This is a genomic window from Oscillatoria nigro-viridis PCC 7112, from assembly GCF_000317475.1.
Lineage (GTDB): Bacteria > Cyanobacteriota > Cyanobacteriia > Cyanobacteriales > Microcoleaceae > Microcoleus > Microcoleus nigroviridis.
This window is the reverse complement of the sequence record NC_019729.1, coordinates 6771775-6787752: the sequence shown is the minus strand read 5'-3', so window position 1 is coordinate 6787752 and position 15978 is coordinate 6771775. Positions and strand designations below refer to the sequence as shown.

The following is a 15978-nucleotide window of genomic DNA, read 5'->3' as shown; positions in this document are numbered from 1 at the left end:
ATACCCGATCGAGCGACCGGACATGATCTTATAAAGAACACCCTGAAAACCCCGCGACTTCAGTCCGGGGATGAAAGGGGTAAGGAGGCTTTAGCCTCCCAGTATTTTTCATGAGATTTCTGAATTGTATGTACTGTAAATTACAACTATGTAAATCTTTGTGAACAATGAGAACCGGGTTAAGCCAACGCTGCTAGCATAAACCTATCGTGATGAGGGTCGAAGTCATGCTAGTTTTCGAGTTGAAAGCATACGGTAAAAAGCAGCAATTTGAAGCTGTAGACGAAGCAATTAGAACGGTGCAGTTCATCCGCAACAAAGCATTGCGCTTTTGGATGGAAAACGAAAAAGTCAACAAATACGACTTGAATAAATACAGCGCCATTCTAGCGAAGGAATTCCCGTTTTGCGACGACTTAAACAGCATGGCCAGACAATCGAGTTCAGAAAGAGCGTGGTCGGCGATTTCACGATTTTACGACAACTGCAAAAAGAAAGTCCCAGGAAAAAAAGGGTTTCCGCAATTCCAGAAAGACAACCGCTCGGTAGAGTACAAAACTACGGGCTGGCGTCTGGCAGATGACCGGAAATCAATCACTTTTACCGATAAAAAAGGAATCGGAAAGCTCAAGTTAAAAGGAACCCGCGACTTGCATTTCTACCAGCGCAGTCAAATCAAACGAGTACGTTTGGTGAGACGAGCAGATGGATATTACGTGCAGCTTTGCGTGCAAGTTGACCGTTCTGAAGAAATTGAAGTTACCGGAAAGACCATCGGATTAGACGTGGGACTCAAAGAGTTCTACACGGATTCTCATGGCGTTGCAGTTGATAACCCGCGTTTCCTCCGCCAGGGAGAACGCAGGTTGAAGAAAGCCCAAAAACGAGTTTCAAAACGAGTTAAGGGTTCGCAAAACCGGAAAAAAGCTAGAGCGATTCTAGGAAAGCGCCACCTCAAAATAAGCAGACAGCGTAAAGATTTTGCCGTGAAGTTGGCAAGATGCGTCATCCAGTCTAACGACTGTGTAGTCTACGAAGATTTGAGGATTAAAAATATGGTGAAGAATCACTGTCTGGCAAAATCGATTAACGACGCTTCTTGGTATATGTTCCGAATTTGGCTGGAATATTTTGGCAAAGTATTCGGAAGAATTACGATTGCCGTGCCAGCCAATGGAACCAGCCAAGAATGCTCTAGCTGCGGAACGATTGTTAAGAAAAGTCTGTCAACGCTCCCCTCACGCTTGTCGGTGCGGGCTTGTCTTTGACAGAGATTGGAACGCAGCTAAAAATATCCTAAGTCGGGGATTGAGTACGGCGGGGCACGTCGGAACTTGGATCTTAGATCCGAACGCTTGTGGAGAATTGACCGCTACCGATGTTGAAGTAATTCTGCATCGGCAAGTCGATTCTGCGAATCAAGAATCCCCTCGGCTTTAGCCAGGGGAGTGTCAATCCAATAAACCAGGAGGAGGCACAATTTCAATTCTGCCTTGTTCTAAGTCAACAACTGGCACAATCTCTTCCACAAAAGGAATCAAGATTTTTGTGGATTTAGGCTCTTTAACGCGAATTTTCCGTGGTTTGCGAGTATTTCTGGGGTCAGCGTTTGGTTGGGGAGTTTCAGGCTGTTTTGGCTTTTCTAATTCTGCAGCGACAGTTTCCGGCGCCGTTAGATTCGTTTCTACTTCTAAAAGGTCGTTACCTGCGGGAATAATATCACTTACCTTGCCTAAGATTTCCCCGGTTAACTGGTTATAAACTTCCATACCGATCAAATCTTGGACGTAAAACTCATCAGGTTCGAGGTAAGGTCGATCGGTCTTTTCAACAAACAACTTGCAGCCCCGCAGCGCCTCAGCACTATCGCGGTCTTCCACACCCTCTACCTCTACAGCATACAGCCCTTTGCCCGGAATGTAGCGACCGCCCAAAAACTCGATCGGTTCCGGTTCACTTTTGTTAGGGCGCAAAATCCACCGCTTCCCCGGTTCGATAAACCTTTCGGGGAAATCCGAATCGGGATAGACTCGCACTTCCCCGTCCAAACCTTGAGCTGCTACAATTTTACCGATTTCTATCCATTCAGACATAAACTTTTTGGGAATTAGGAATTGGGAATTAGGAATTGGGAGTTGGGAATTGGGCATGGGGAATTGGGCATGGGGCAGAAAAGCATTGGTAGCAGAAAAGCCTTGGTAGCAAACAACAAATAACTACTGACTTCTTTACACCAATCCAGTTCTCAGCGCTACAACTGCTGCTTGCACGCGGTCATCCACTGCCAACTTATTCATAATACCGCGAACGTGAGTTTTAATAGTATTTGGACTCAAGTAAAGCGCCGCTGCTATCTCCGGATTGCTGTTACCTTCAACCATTAATTTTAACACCTCCAATTCCCGCTGCGACAACTGGCCAAAAGTAGTTGTAGAGGCAGGTATCGGCGGTTTGAGGTGTTCGATGACAGTCCGGGCAATTTGAGGGTCAAGATATGTAGCGCCCTCTGCTGCGGCTGCAATCGCTGCTAACAGCCTGTCAACGGAAGCACCTTTAATACAATAAGCATCAGCCCCACTAGAAAGGGCAGCAATAATTTCAGTTTCTGCCGTGTGAGAAGTTAACATTACTACTCGAACTTCTGGCAGTTGTGCTTTAATTTGCTGCGTCGCTGCTATGCCGTCGAGCCGCGGCAAACCGATATCCATTACAATAATATCAGGTTTGAGTTTCAGTGCGGCTGCTACGCCTAAATAGCCGTCTTCTGCTTGTCCTACTATTTCTATTTCTGGGGAATCGGCTAAAACTTGCTCTAATCCCAGTTGCATCATCGGGTCATCTTCAACAATTAAAATTTTCATAATACGAAGGAAGTTCGGCAACGAGCAATGTACGGGATGTAACGGATGTAACGGATGTCAGCAAGAAGGAAGATTACTTAGTTATTAATATTTTACATCAACTTACACCGAACCAATAACAAATGACTAATGACAAATGACAAATGACTAATGACTAACTTTTAAAACTTCAACGAATTCGCCCGGTACAATCCAGGTGTCCGCTGGTGGCAAAACTGCTAAACCACTCGTATTTGCGAGGTTAATTAAATTCGCTGAATTTTGGCTGCCGCTAGCAGGTTCAAATTCCCACACCCCCGCAACTAAATGTAGTTTACCCCAAACATAAGTTTCGCGTCGGCCGGGCGATCGCAATTCAGCATTACACCTAGCTTTGACAAACTCCGGCCCCCAAGCATCCGCGCCAAGCCCAGACATCTTTCTCAAAGCAGGCACAACAAACCGCCAACAGCAGACTAAAGCCGAAACCGGATTTCCCGGCAAACCAAAATAGAGACAATCCGAACTCAACCTCGGCGAATCCTGATTTTTTTCACCTCGTTGAAACCCAGCAACCGTTAAAGGTTTCCCCGGCTTAATCGCCACAGAAGTAATGTGAACTTTTCCTCCCAACTCTGCCAATATTTTCTCAATATAATCGTAGTCTCCTACCGAGACGCCGCCCGTAGAAAGCACCACATCCGCCGTCGCCACAGCCCGGGATATCGCCTTGTTTAACGCCTCTTCATTATCAGGAACAATGCCCAATCGAATCGGTTCAAATCCCATTTGTGCCAACAAAACTGTCAAAGCATACTGATTCGAGTCTACCAGTTTCCCCGGTGCCAAAGGTTCGTCTGGCGATACCAATTCGTCGCCAGTCGAAAAAATTGCCACCCGCAGCCGCCGATAAACGGGAACTTGAATGCACTGTGCAGTTGCTAACACCGCCATTTCTGGGGCGTTGATAACCGTACCGGGAGTTAGCAAAGTTGTTCCTGCTTGATAAAAAGCGCCTTTGTGTCTGACAAATGCTTGCGGTTTTTCAGGAGAAACTAAGATAAAAATACGATCGCCCTCACGCCTTGTTTCTTCCTGCATTACCACCGTATCAGCACCCGCTGGCATCATCGCACCTGTAAAAATTCGCGCCGCTTGCCCCGATTGGACGGTATTTTGAGGCTGATATCCGGCTGGAATCTCTTCAACTACTTCGAGTACCGCTGGTGTTTCGGCGCTACAGTTTTCCACATCAGCAAACCGCACCGCGTACCCATCCATTGCTGAATTATCCCAATAAGGAAAATCCAGCGAACCAGTGACGGGTGCAGCCAAAATGCGCCCCGATGCTGCCAGCAAGTCTACAGTTTCTACATCCCGCTGACTGTCGGGGGGTTGCGCTAAATTTAGAACGATCGATTCTGCTTCTTTCACTGACAGCATGACTGTCTCCTTGTTTTGATAACACTCATGATTAAGTTTAGCAAAATATCCCCAGATAGTGGTGATATAATTTTTTTGTATTTCGGCAGTAAACCTAATTTTTGGTATTCATAGCTTATGACTATTTCTCGTTTGGTTGTTAGACTAAATTGTTTATCCTTATTCCTGGTGACGCTGCTAATAATTATAACTCAATTTTCCGGCTTAAAAGTCAGCGATTTATTCTTTCATCCTTATTTTTCCCCCAATCCCAATGTCGCCTTATTAACTCGGACATTCCAGATTTTATGTTCTGTACCAGTCATTGTTTGTACTTTCACCTATGGGTTAGCACAAACTCTTCAACCGCGCCATTTAGAAAATCGATTTATTTTATTTTCCGCTCTTTTAACAGGTGGATTTCTGCTCAATGAAATTTACAGAATTCATATATATATGATAGCATTAGGAATTCCCAAGCTAGGAGTAAGTCTTTTGTACGCCGTTGTTTTGTCCTCCTACGGATGGGTTTTTCGGCGAGAACTGCAGTTGACTCCCTACCAAATATTGTTAGCTGGTTTGGGGCTGTTGTTTTTGGCGATCGGCGTTGATGCGCTCCATTTAAAAAGCAAGATAATTTCCAGTTTGCTAGAGGGAGTACCTAAATTGTTTAGCGAAATCAATATTGCATTTTATTATTGGTATGTATGCAAGTGTTTTGTAGAAAAAGCTTTTTATGAAAAAATTGATTCCTAGTTATAAGTAGATGATATAATTATCTCACAAGTGCCTCCAAAAAACTCCCATTCAAATCCTCCTTCCTCCCTCAATAATATTTACGCCATCCGCATTGCTCGGCATTTATCTGCCTTCATCTACATTATGTGGCTTAAAAATCGCAACCCATCCTGATAAAATACCATGATAGCAGTTACCATCAAATTTAACTCGATCGCCCAAATCACCGACGACCAATTTTATCAACTGTGCCGCGAAAACCCCGATGTCAAATTTGAACGCAACGCCAAAGGAGAAATAATCGTCATGCCACCCACAGGAGGAGAAACTGGAAATTACAATTTTGAAATAGCGACTGATTTTGGAATTTGGAACCGACAAACTCAACTGGGAATTTGTTTCGATTCTTCAACTTGCTTCAAACTGCCCAGCGGTGCCAACCGTTCTCCCGATGTCTCTTGGATTGAAAAATCAAGATGGGATGCACTCACTCCCGAACAAAAACAAAAATTTCCTCCGATTGCCCCAGATTTTGTCTTAGAGTTAATGTCGCCCACCGATAGCCTAAAAGACACTCAAGACAAAATGGAAGAATACATGAATAACCAAGTAAAACTAGGCTGGTTAATTAACCGCAAAACCCGCAGAGTTGAAATCTATCGCCAAGGACAAGAAATAGAAGTTTTGGAATGTCCAACAGAACTTTCAGGAGAAGATGTTTTGCCCGGTTTCGTGCTAAACTTGAAAACACTGTGGCAATAACTAGACATCCTGCACCTATCAGCGTTTATTTGCGTTCATCTGCGGTTAAAAAAAATCTAATGGAAACCAATACAGAAACCACTGCAACCACTGGCTTAACAGCCCAACAACACAAACAGAAAATGCAGCGGCGCCAAGAAGTGCAATCACAGCGAATCGCTAACTCCTCCAAAGAAAAAGGTTTAATTATAGTCAATACGGGTAACGGTAAAGGCAAAACCACGGCTGCCTTGGGAATGGTTGTGCGATCGCTCGGTCACGGATACCGCGTCGCCATAGTACAATTTATCAAAGGCGCGTGGGAACCCGCAGAAAAAGCCGTTTTTCAACTCTGGGAAAAACAGCTAGAATTTCACGCAATGGGAGAAGGTTTTACCTGGGACACGCAAGACCGCGATCGAGATATCGAAACAGCTCAAAAAGCCTGGGAAAAATCCCTAACTTTTATCTGCAATCCCGAATTTAAATTAGTTCTTCTAGATGAAGTCAATATAGCATTAAAATTAGGTTATTTGCAAGTCGAGCAAGTGCTTTCCGGGTTAGACCAAAAACCAGAAGAAACCCACATTATTTTAACCGGCCGAGGCGCCCCGCCAGAGCTCATCGAACGGGCAGACTTGGTGACAGAAATGACTTTAGTTAAGCATCCATTCCGAGAACAAGGCATTAAAGCTCAAGCAGGTATTGAGTATTAATGTTGTTTGCAGTCAAGAGTTTAGTCCTAATTAGCTAAAAGCTGATTAGGAGTGAACTGAAGCCCTGACTACAAACCGTATTTATGTTGTTTCTAGTCAGGACTTTTTACCCAATCTAAAATCTAAAATCTAAAATCTAAAATAGAGCTATGCTGGCAACATCAGAGTAAAAGTTGACCCCTTACCAAACTCGCTAATCACAGTAATTTCTCCCCCCAGCATCTGAGAGTATTTCTGCGCTATTGCCAAACCCAAACCCGTACCGCCGTACTTGCGGGTAGTCGAAGCATCAGCTTGCGTAAAAGGTTGAAATAACTTTTGTAGCTGTTCGGGAGTAATCCCAATCCCCGTATCCGTACACTTAACAATTAACTCTTCCGAATCCCAACTATTTTCATCATTTTTAATTCTTTCAACGCTGAGTGTAATTGTCCCTTTATGAGTAAACTTAGCTGCATTACTGAGCAAATTAAATAAAATTTGAGTAAATTTAATTTGATCGGAATACAATTCGCCAATATTATGAGGACACTCTACATTCAGGCGATTAGTGTTTCGCAAAAATAGCGGTTCAACAGTTCGGGCTACATCTTGAACTGCCTCCGACACGTCAAAAGTTTCTAATTCAAGTTCCGCGTGACCGGCTTCAATCTTCGACAAGTCCAGAATATCATTAATTAAGGAAAGTAAAAGCTGGCCTGAATTGTGAATCCTCTCCAAATCAGATACAAAATTTTCTTCGCCCAAATCTAAAGCCTCTTCTTGCAGAATCTCGCTGTAACCGATAATCGCATTCAGAGGAGTTCGCAGTTCGTGGCTCATGTTAGCTAAAAACTGACTTTTAGCCAAACTAGCTGCTTCTGCGGCTTCCTTTGCCTTGTAGAGTTCTGCCTCGGCTTTCAAGCGGTCGGTCACGTCGTGAGCAAGCACTAATTCAGCATTTCTGCTATCAAATAGCATGGCATAAGAAGTAATTTCTACATCAATAATTGTTCCGTCTTTTTTCAGGTGCTGCCACACACCTGCAAACTCAATACCGACATCTAGTTGGGATATATTTTCTAGCAATTTCGGCAGTTCTTGGGGGGGGCGAATGTCCGCAACGGTCATGTTGAGAAATTCGTCGCGAGTGTAGCCGTAGTGTTGGATAGCAGCCTGATTGACGGCTATAAATTCCAGAGTTTCTAAATCGTAAACCCACATCGGATGGGGGTTATTTTTAAACAAAAGTCTGTAGCGTTCTTCCGAGGCTCGCAGTTCGGCTTCTGCTTGCTTGCGCTCGGTAATGTCGCGGACAACAGTGCAAATAATCTCGCGGCCTCCGTAGGAAATCACGCTCCCGCTCACTTCTACATCCACGCAGGAACCGTCTCGGCGGCGGTAGAGAACTTCGCCAATTCTGAATTGTTTGTCCGTCAGCAGCAAATCGATATTGCTGTCAATTAGGTCTTTAGAGTAAGCGATGATATCGTAAATAGTCAGTTGCGAAATCGCATCAAGACTGTAATCGAGCAAGTCGGTAAACGCTGTATTGGCTTCCAAAAGACGTTTGGTTTGAGCGTCCCACAGGAATATACAATCTGTAGCTTGCTCGACTACGGCTCTGTAGCGGGCTTTTTCCTCAAGTTGTTCGCTTTCAGCTTGGGCGATCGCGCTCAACATTCCGTTGATAGTATGGGCAAGGTCTGACAACTCATCTTCGCCCGTCACCGGCAGTCGCACCGAGAGGTCTTGGCTGCTGCTGATTTGGTTGACCGCTTTCGCCAAACCGCTCAACCGAGACAGTACAAGACGCTCTAGCAGTAGCAGAGTGCAGCCGACCAACCCAACTCCAGCTAAGGCTACAGACCCCAGCAGGTACAGCAAACTAATTTGACCTTGCCTGTATATTTCTCTGGGGATATCCACTCGCAATAGCAGCGCAGGTTGGTTGTAAATATCCCGGATCAGGGCGTAACCCGCCATCGACTCTTCGCTTAAAGGACGCACCAAAATCTGTTTTTTTTGCGACAGTTTCTCCCGCGCTTGCTGAAAGTCGGCAGGCAACCGAGCCTCATTCACGCTGTGTACGATTAGCGGCAAGCGAGTAATTTTAGAAACCTTCGCAATACCAGCAGCATCCAAAGTGCGCCCGAATATCAGCGTACCTCGGATCGGGCCGGTGCTTTTAGTCGTGAGAATTGGGCGGGAAGCGATCAGTATTGGCCCTGACGGTAGCAGCAGGATACCAGCGAGGCTGCTTTTGGCGTTGGGGTGCTGCAACAGCGGGTCGCTGAGAGAAATGCGCCGTTTTAGCGCTTCTGGAACAGGCGTTAGTTTCAGCTTTTCGCTGTCTAAACCCGTACCGTAAACTATTTGGCCAGAAGTATTGACAAATACGGCTATATTAACTCTTATATTAGCCAGCCCTTCGGGAATTAAATTGGAGGCAATGAATTGTGAGTTGCGGTTTTGGATAAAATCGTAGGTGTCGTCCCAGGCAGACCAGTCGGCAAAGCGCGAGTTGAAGTCATCTGCGGTTTGCCCGAACACGCTGAGCACTCCCTTGATAACCTGTGTAGCTTCTTGTTCCTCTGCTTTGATCAGGCTGCCCAAGAGGATGCTTGAGGAGGCGACATACAGAATGCTCGTCAGTCCAGCGATGGTAATGCCAATTATCGATAGTGTTTTCCGACGCAGTTTCATCGTGCCATGTGTGTGGTGTCCGTCCGAAATTCTCAAACCTAGGAGCAATTTTACTACTGTTTCCTGAACCCTGACCGAAAGCAATTTAGTCCGGGGGCCCCCGATGTATCAGTGGAGTTGCTTTCTTCAATTCTCAAATCTAAAATCTCAAATCTCAAATCTCAAATCTAACATCGATTGACTGGTCTCCCAGCGCGTGTTTCCTACTTTTCCCACACCTGCTGTTTGTGAGCTTCCTTGCAAATACCTAAGATACGCCGATCGTTCTCGCTGATGGTGGAAATTGGGTAATATTGTTGCAGGTTTACCGAGTAGGGAGAGCGACTGCCGTCGTAACTGTCCACTACTATTAAATTTAACTGAGTTCGATCGCTTGTGCCGTAAAAACAGTAAAAATCAGACCGAGGCAGGTAAAAAGCGCCGACTACCTTACTCTGCCGCATTTCAAATACAAAATATTCTTGTTTAATTTCCTCTGGCTGGCTCGACTGACCGTAGAGGTAAATGCCATCTGCTAAACCTGTGCTAGCTGTATCTTGCCCGGGATTTGGCGGAGATTGCGAGCTTAAAACGCCGGATTTGATGTCCGAGTTGTGTGCCCGGCGTGCGGGGAATGCGATGCTGAAGTTACCGGGCGAGAGAGCAAGCAAGATCGCGATCGCTTCTAAACTTCCTGTTAATATCAAATAAGTCAAAACCACTCCAGACCCCAAAATTTAAAATAGCTGGTTCCAAGCGCCTCTTGTACTACTTTCAAAAATATCGCAGAGAAACCGGGTATTTGGCTTAATGTTGGCTATTAACTTCAAGGAACGATCGCCCGCCCGATGCCTGAACTGAAATCTAAGATTAGTTTTCACAAATTTTGCGTCCGCCCCGATCGGGCGATCGACCCCTCAAATAATACCATTTTAGATTTTTAATTTTAGATTAAAGAATTGAAAAATTTGGCGTGACCTATCCCATAAGGGTTGGGATCGCGTGCCTACAGTTGCAGTCTTTTTTTTAACTGGTATAAAAGTATCAATCCCAGCAGCGCCAACACGAAAAAAAAAGTTGAGATTTTGGGAAAAATCTCAACTTTTTTAGTGACTAACTCGCCAAGTATTCTCGGACTTGAGATTGGCGGCGGCGCAGGTGGGCAAGGGCTTGATGTTCTAGCTGCCGCACCCGTTCCCGGCTGAGATTTAGCCGTTCTCCGACTTTCGCCAGAGACATTTCGGTGCCGTCTTCCAAACCGAAGCGCAGAATTATTACATCTCGCTGCTGGGGGGTAAGTTCTGATATCAAAGTATCGAGGTCTTGCCGCAGCAATTCCGAGGTAATGTAGTTGTCTGGAGATGCCGTTTCGTCTTCTAAGAGTTCTTGCAGTTCGGTATCTTGGTTGTCTCCTACCCGCAAGTCCAAAGAAACTGGATGTCTTGCCATCAGCAGGTATTCCCGAATTTGGGAAGGGTGCAGTTCGAGGGCGGTGGCAATTTCCCCAGGGGAGGGAGACCGGCCCAACTGCTGGGTGAGTTCCCGCTGCACTTTTTTGATTTTGTTGAGTTTTTCGGTGATGTGAATTGGCAGTCGAATGGTGCGGGCGTGTTGGGCGATCGCGCGGGTAATTGCTTGCCGAATCCACCAGTAGGCGTATGTCGAAAATTTGTATCCCCGCATCGGGTCAAATTTTTCGACTCCTCGTTCTAAACCGAGGGTACCTTCTTGAATTAAATCCAAGAATTCCATATTGCGTTTCTGGTATTTTTTGGCGATCGCCACTACTAGCCGCAAATTCGCTTCAATCATCTTTTGCTTGGCCCGCCGCCCTATGTGTAAGATGCGGCTAAGTTCAGGTTCGGTCAACTCCATTTCGGCAGCCCACTCTTGATTCGTCAGATCCCGCTGCCATTCTTTAGCAAGTGCTTGTTTTGCTTCGATTAATTTCATCATTTGCTGCACCTGCTTCCCGAAAACAATTTCTTCTTCTCGGGTTAGCAGGGGCACGCGACCGATCTCGTGCAGATAGGCACGAACCGTATCCGTTGAGGAGTATGGCCGGCTGCCCATGCGATCGGCTTTCACTGTTTTGTTTTTGGGGGTTGTGGTGGACATGGGTGAGTATTGCACTCCTTGTAACAACAGATAAAAAGTTGGTGATACCCTGTCCCACTTTTACAAGTGGGATAAAGACTGCGACAAAGGGGATGTTTCCCCTCTTGTTTATCGGTGACGATCGGTAGAAGCTTTTTGTTTGGGATTACTTTTGTGCTTGATTTCCAGTAATCGCCGTCGATTTTCGGTAGCTTGCTAGCTTGAATGGCTAGTTTAAGGCGAAGTGAAGCAAGAGTTTAGTTTTCTCAATATTATTCCCAATTTTGAGGATCGTAAAGAGTAAAAACCTCTGTCTTAAGGTCAAGATTCTACATTTTTCCTTAAGGTTTTGAATTCCCTGTTCGTTTTAACTGCAACTCAACTTCACAATACTCATGCAAACAGACTCATGCAATTCGAGGGCTTTGTTTTGCTCTCTGTTCCATCATCGCTTGAAATTTTCTCGCTGCCTAGATGGTGGGATGCGAGATAACCGAACTCGATCGCCGTATCAGATGGGAGTAACTGTTTAAAATATTTCTTGACATTTTTATGAAAATATGCTATTCCACTTCTGCTACGAGTAACGACAAGGTGTATAAAGGCTGGCTGTTGCCCTGTTTGACTTTCATTGTGCCCCTAGGCTCCATCATCTCCATCATCTCCATCATGTTTAAGCTTAAGCAAATTTTGGGCTGTTAGGGATGAGGGGTGAGGGGGTGAAAGGGGAAAAGCTTCTGACTCAAAGCTGGGGCCTAACTTTTTTGACGTTCGATCGCACTTTTTCGTTTATAACTGAGGCAAAAATGAGATATTTCTGTCATTGCCAGCGATCGCCAATTGTTCGCACAGACTAATTTACAGTAACATTTGCCTAAGTTCTGTAATGAATCTAGCCGTTGTCAATCTAAAATCCCAAATCCATTTTAGCAGATTCTGCCTCGGCAAATACTTGTTCGTCGGGCATTTCTTGCCAGTCAATATCCCCAATCTCTCTGTAGAATTGCTCGTCATAGGGGCGAGTTTGCACGACTACGGGCATCGGTACGGCGTGCCCCAAAACTAATGCTTGCTGTTTGGAGTCGAGTTTTGCCAAAACAGAACGCAAACTCTGCCCTCCCGAAACGCCGGTAAAGATAGCATCAATGTCTTTATCGTCGTTTAGCAAAGCAGTGATCCGCGTTCCGACTTGCGACATGACTTCGGCATCGATGCCGGACGGACGCTGGTCTACAATTAGCAGGGTGACAAAGTATTTTCGCATTTCTCTGGCGATCGTACCGAAAATAGTCGATCGCACGATCGCCGGATCGAGAAAGCGGTGAGCTTCCTCAATGGTAATCACCAACGGCTGCGGCTTGTCGCACGGATTTTTGCTCATCAAAAACTTTTCAGCTTTCCCCACGTAAGATTCGTGAATGCGGCGAGTAATCACATTTGCTGCTAACATATACGACAGCAAATCCGAGTGGGAACCGAACTCAATCACTACATTTTTTCCACTATCCAAACACTGCAAAACTTCAGTTACATAATTTTTCGGACAGCGTTGGCGAATATATTTCAACTCTTTCAACCGCTCTAATTTCCGCTGCAAAGCCATAATCGAAGATTTATTCCCGCGCTTTTCTTCACAGAACATTTGGATATCTTCGTTGGTCATTTCCAGCAACTTGTTGATCCAACCACTTCCCAACTCATTTCGCAAAATAATCGCATTTTCGATACTAGCTTCCGACAAATTTAGCTCGCGCTGCACCAGCGCGATGTCTTCGACTTCAATTTGATCGAAACTCAAAAACAACTCTTGAGCGTCGCGGACTCCCCGGCGTTTGGTCGATTCTGGATCGAGGGTATAAATCTGCATTTTATCGGGAAACAACTGCCGCAAACCTTTAACAGTGCTGAACTGTTTCCCTTCCGAAACTGCTTCCCACCCGTACTCCGAGTGCATATCAAAAATTAAATTAACAGCAGCTTGCTTCCGAATAATTCCCGACAGAAGCAAGCGCGTCAGAAAAGATTTTCCCGTTCCCGACTTGCCAAAAACTCCGTTGCTGCGTTCCACAAATCGGTCTAAATCCAAGCACACAGCAACGTCCATGTCAATCGGTTTGCCGATCGCAAAATTGCGGCGGTACGGGTCATCTTCCCAGCCAAAAACTGCCCGAAAATCAGTTTCTTTGGCATCAAACACCTGGGAAAAGTGGCTGGGAATAGTTTTGACAGGCAGCAACTCAATATCCGCGCCCGTTTGTGACTCAAAAGAAGCCAAATTTCCTAACGCCAGCTTATTCTGGCGAACTCCGCCGTTTTTCGTCGGGTCGAAAATTGCCTGCTGTTTTTCTCGTTCCGCAGTCAACATCAACATCGGCGACAGTTCGATCGTACCGTAGGTGCTGCTACCGGCTAGCACTGCTAGCAGAAAATCGTCGTCGGGATTGGGAGGATTCGATAAAATGCGGGCGCTGGATGTTCCGAGAGACACGTCGGTGAGCATGCAGAAAAAGTGCGATCGCACCCCCCGCACTACTAGAAATTTCCCCACCCTCATATCTTCCACCGAAACATCGGCGTGCAGTCGCACTTCTAATCCCTTGCTCAGGGAACCTTGAATAACAGAGCCTAACGGTCGATCCATTTTAGATTTTAGATTTTAGATTTTCGATTGTTCAGATAGATTTTAGATTTTAGATTGTTCAGATAAATGACTGCTTTCCTGTCAAATCTCAAATGTCAACTGCCAACTGCTTTCCTGCCAAATGACTAATTACCATTCCGATTCTAGCGGCAATTCAAAAAAATTCGGACTCAGATCTATATCTGTCACATCCGTTTCGCTCAAATAAGCGTCAGTCAAAAATACCCCTTTTAAACTTGCGCCTTTGAGGTTAGTACCTTTCAGGTTAGCACCTCTGAGATTAACTCGGAATAAATGAGCATCGCTCAAGTCGGCCTCAGTTAAATCTGCTCCCTCCAAATTTACTCTCATCAAATCTGCTTTTCGGAGATCGGCTTCGTTTAACTTAGCGCCGCTGAGGTCAGCTTTTGTCAAGTCTACACCTCTCAAGTCGGCCCCGCTCAAGTTAGCGAACAGCAAAGTAGCTCCGGTGAAATCTGTCTCCCTCAAATCGGCATCCCTTAAATTAGCGCCGCTGAGGTCAGCCCTTGTTAAGTCTACACCCCGAAGGTCAGCAGAACTCAAGTTTACTTGGTGTAAAATTGCGCCGCTTAAATCGGCTCCTCTTAAATCAGTTCCCTCCAAGTTTGCACCTTTGAGGTAAGCTTTTTTTAAGCTAGCTCTGCTGAGGTCTACATTTTTGAGATTGACCGAAGTTAAGTTAGAAGCGCTCAAATTAGCTCCGCTTAAATCTGACCCGTTTAAGTCGGCTCCGGTTAAATTTACCCCTTGCAGCGATACATTGGGAGCAATTAAATAAGCTCCCCCCAGAGCGGGGTCAATGCCTTCTGAAAACAAAGTCTTGTTGCTGTAAACAGCTTTCTCCAAAATCGTGCCGCTCAAACTGGCTTCCCTCAAGTCCGCTGCGCTGAGGTTGGCTCCTGCTAAGTTTGCCCGATCGAGTTTGGCGCCAAATAAAATAGCTTTGTATAAGTTTGTCCGCCGCAAATCGGCTCCTTTTAAATCGGCTTCGGTCAAATCTACCATAGCCAGATTTAAGCCGGGGAGCGAAGCATTGGGAGCTAGCAAAAATGCTCCCATTGCACCCGGATCGATATCCTCGGGAAAGATAGTCCGGTTGTTGTATACGGCCTTGTCTAAAATGGCACCGCTCAACTGAGAACCGCGCAAATCGGCTCCGCTGAGGTTGGCTCTGGTTAAGTTGGCTTCGTGGAGATTGGCTCCAACTAAATTAGCCTTGATCAAACTTGCTTGTTTGAGGTTGGCGCCGGTGAATTCGACTCCTACGAGATTAGCTTCTCGGAGGACAGCACCAGTCAAATCGGCTCTAGTGAGGTTAGCTAAATTGAGAAATGATTCAGCTAAATCCGCCCCGCTGAGATTTGCACCGCTGAGGTCGGCTTCAATCAGGTCTGCATACCTGAGCATAGCGCCGCTGAGGTTGGTTTCTCGGAGATCCGTGCCTCGGAGGTTGGCTCCCCGGAGTTCCGCACCGCCAAGGTTGGTGCCTTTAAGTGCTTGTCCCCTGAGGTCGAGTCGGTGCAGAAAGTCACCAACGTTCATTTCCATGTCAAATTTACCCTCTCTATTCCGATACTTTTTTCCTAACCTTTGAAATTAAGTTAGATATTCTGAAAGTATCTTTGCTGAGTTCTGGTCAAAACCATTGTAATCATCAATAGCCACAACAGGTGCATCTGGCGGATAGTGTTCTGGAATATCGTCAATGGCTACCCAAGGTGAGTTTTCGGCTTGATTTTGTCGAAGATACTCAAGAACTTCCTGGTGTCGTAAATATTTGTGTTGGTGAATATTTTTGGGGTTGAGAAAAGGGGTGAATCCGATAATACGGGTAGCGATATCTGGTGAAAATAATGGCGGGATTACCTCGAAGGGGAATATTTCACGCCATGATGATGAAATTACTACTCGCACATTAGGATAGGAACGAAGCACATTCTCAAAGTGATTAAGGCAAGTTGAATTAAATTTCATTGTATCTGTTTGCAAACTCGATCCATTTCTTCTGTCAGGAATAAGTACACCATCAATGTCTAAAAAAATTAACATTAACTAAAAGTCCTAGTGAATAATTTGATGAGTATTAATACTGCTTAAT

12 protein-coding genes and 1 pseudogene are annotated in these 15978 nt (G+C 45.4%); 4 read left to right on the top strand and 9 right to left on the bottom strand.

Annotation, left to right across the window (positions count from 1 at the left end):
- The first annotated feature begins 227 nt into the window (after positions 1-227).
- A pseudogene (locus OSC7112_RS28245) lies at positions 228-1440 on the top strand (RNA-guided endonuclease InsQ/TnpB family protein).
- Between the two features lie 11 nt (positions 1441-1451).
- On the opposite strand, the gene rimM reads toward OSC7112_RS28245, so the two are convergent.
- From rimM to OSC7112_RS28230, 3 genes are all read right to left on the bottom strand, one after another.
- Positions 1452-2093, bottom strand: coding sequence for a ribosome maturation factor RimM (rimM, locus tag OSC7112_RS28240; protein WP_015179100.1), 642 nt, complete (start codon positions 2091-2093; stop codon positions 1452-1454).
- A gap of 135 nt (positions 2094-2228) precedes the next feature.
- The gene (locus tag OSC7112_RS28235; RefSeq protein WP_015179099.1) at positions 2229-2861 is read right to left on the bottom strand and encodes a response regulator; all 633 of its coding nucleotides are present in this window, start codon (positions 2859-2861) and stop codon (positions 2229-2231) included.
- Between the two features lie 147 nt (positions 2862-3008).
- Positions 3009-4283: a molybdopterin molybdotransferase MoeA gene (locus OSC7112_RS28230; protein ID WP_015179098.1), complete on the bottom strand. Its 1275-nt coding sequence runs from the start codon at positions 4281-4283 to the stop codon at positions 3009-3011.
- Positions 4284-4400: 117 nt separating this feature from the next.
- Between OSC7112_RS28230 and OSC7112_RS28225 the strand changes: the two genes are divergently transcribed.
- The 3 genes from OSC7112_RS28225 (at position 4401) to cobO (ending at position 6457) form a co-directional block, all read left to right on the top strand.
- Complete coding sequence (locus tag OSC7112_RS28225) at positions 4401-5018, top strand: DUF8692 domain-containing protein (RefSeq protein WP_015179097.1); 618 nt, start codon at positions 4401-4403, stop codon at positions 5016-5018.
- A 165-nt stretch (positions 5019-5183) separates the two neighbouring features.
- Positions 5184-5762, top strand: coding sequence for a Uma2 family endonuclease (locus OSC7112_RS28220; RefSeq protein WP_015179096.1), 579 nt, complete (start codon positions 5184-5186; stop codon positions 5760-5762).
- Positions 5763-5821: 59 nt separating this feature from the next.
- Positions 5822-6457, top strand: a complete 636-nt coding sequence (cobO, locus tag OSC7112_RS28215) for a cob(I)yrinic acid a,c-diamide adenosyltransferase (RefSeq protein ID WP_015179095.1) — start codon at positions 5822-5824, stop codon at positions 6455-6457.
- Between the two features lie 147 nt (positions 6458-6604).
- Here the strand turns inward: cobO and OSC7112_RS28210 are convergent, their stop codons facing one another.
- The 6 genes from OSC7112_RS28210 to OSC7112_RS28185 all read right to left on the bottom strand — a co-directional run bounded on the left by OSC7112_RS28210 (position 6605) and on the right by OSC7112_RS28185 (position 15929).
- A complete protein-coding gene (locus tag OSC7112_RS28210; RefSeq protein WP_041622779.1) occupies positions 6605-9142 on the bottom strand; it encodes a CHASE4 domain-containing protein in 2538 nt (845 codons plus the stop codon).
- Positions 9143-9345: 203 nt separating this feature from the next.
- Positions 9346-9843 carry a hypothetical protein gene (locus tag OSC7112_RS28205; RefSeq protein ID WP_015179093.1) on the bottom strand — a complete coding sequence of 166 codons (498 nt, stop codon included), beginning with the start codon at positions 9841-9843 and terminating at the stop codon, positions 9346-9348.
- A gap of 391 nt (positions 9844-10234) precedes the next feature.
- Entirely contained in the window at positions 10235-11239 is a 1005-nt protein-coding gene (locus OSC7112_RS28200; RefSeq protein ID WP_015179092.1) for an RNA polymerase sigma factor, RpoD/SigA family, read from the bottom strand.
- A gap of 886 nt (positions 11240-12125) precedes the next feature.
- Complete coding sequence (locus OSC7112_RS28195; RefSeq protein ID WP_015179090.1) at positions 12126-13859, bottom strand: helicase HerA domain-containing protein; 1734 nt, start codon at positions 13857-13859, stop codon at positions 12126-12128.
- Positions 13860-13988: 129 nt separating this feature from the next.
- Positions 13989-15428, bottom strand: coding sequence for a pentapeptide repeat-containing protein (locus OSC7112_RS28190; protein ID WP_015179089.1), 1440 nt, complete (start codon positions 15426-15428; stop codon positions 13989-13991).
- A gap of 48 nt (positions 15429-15476) precedes the next feature.
- The gene (locus tag OSC7112_RS28185; RefSeq protein WP_015179088.1) at positions 15477-15929 is read right to left on the bottom strand and encodes an HAD domain-containing protein; all 453 of its coding nucleotides are present in this window, start codon (positions 15927-15929) and stop codon (positions 15477-15479) included.
- Between the last annotated feature and the right edge of the window lie 49 nt (positions 15930-15978).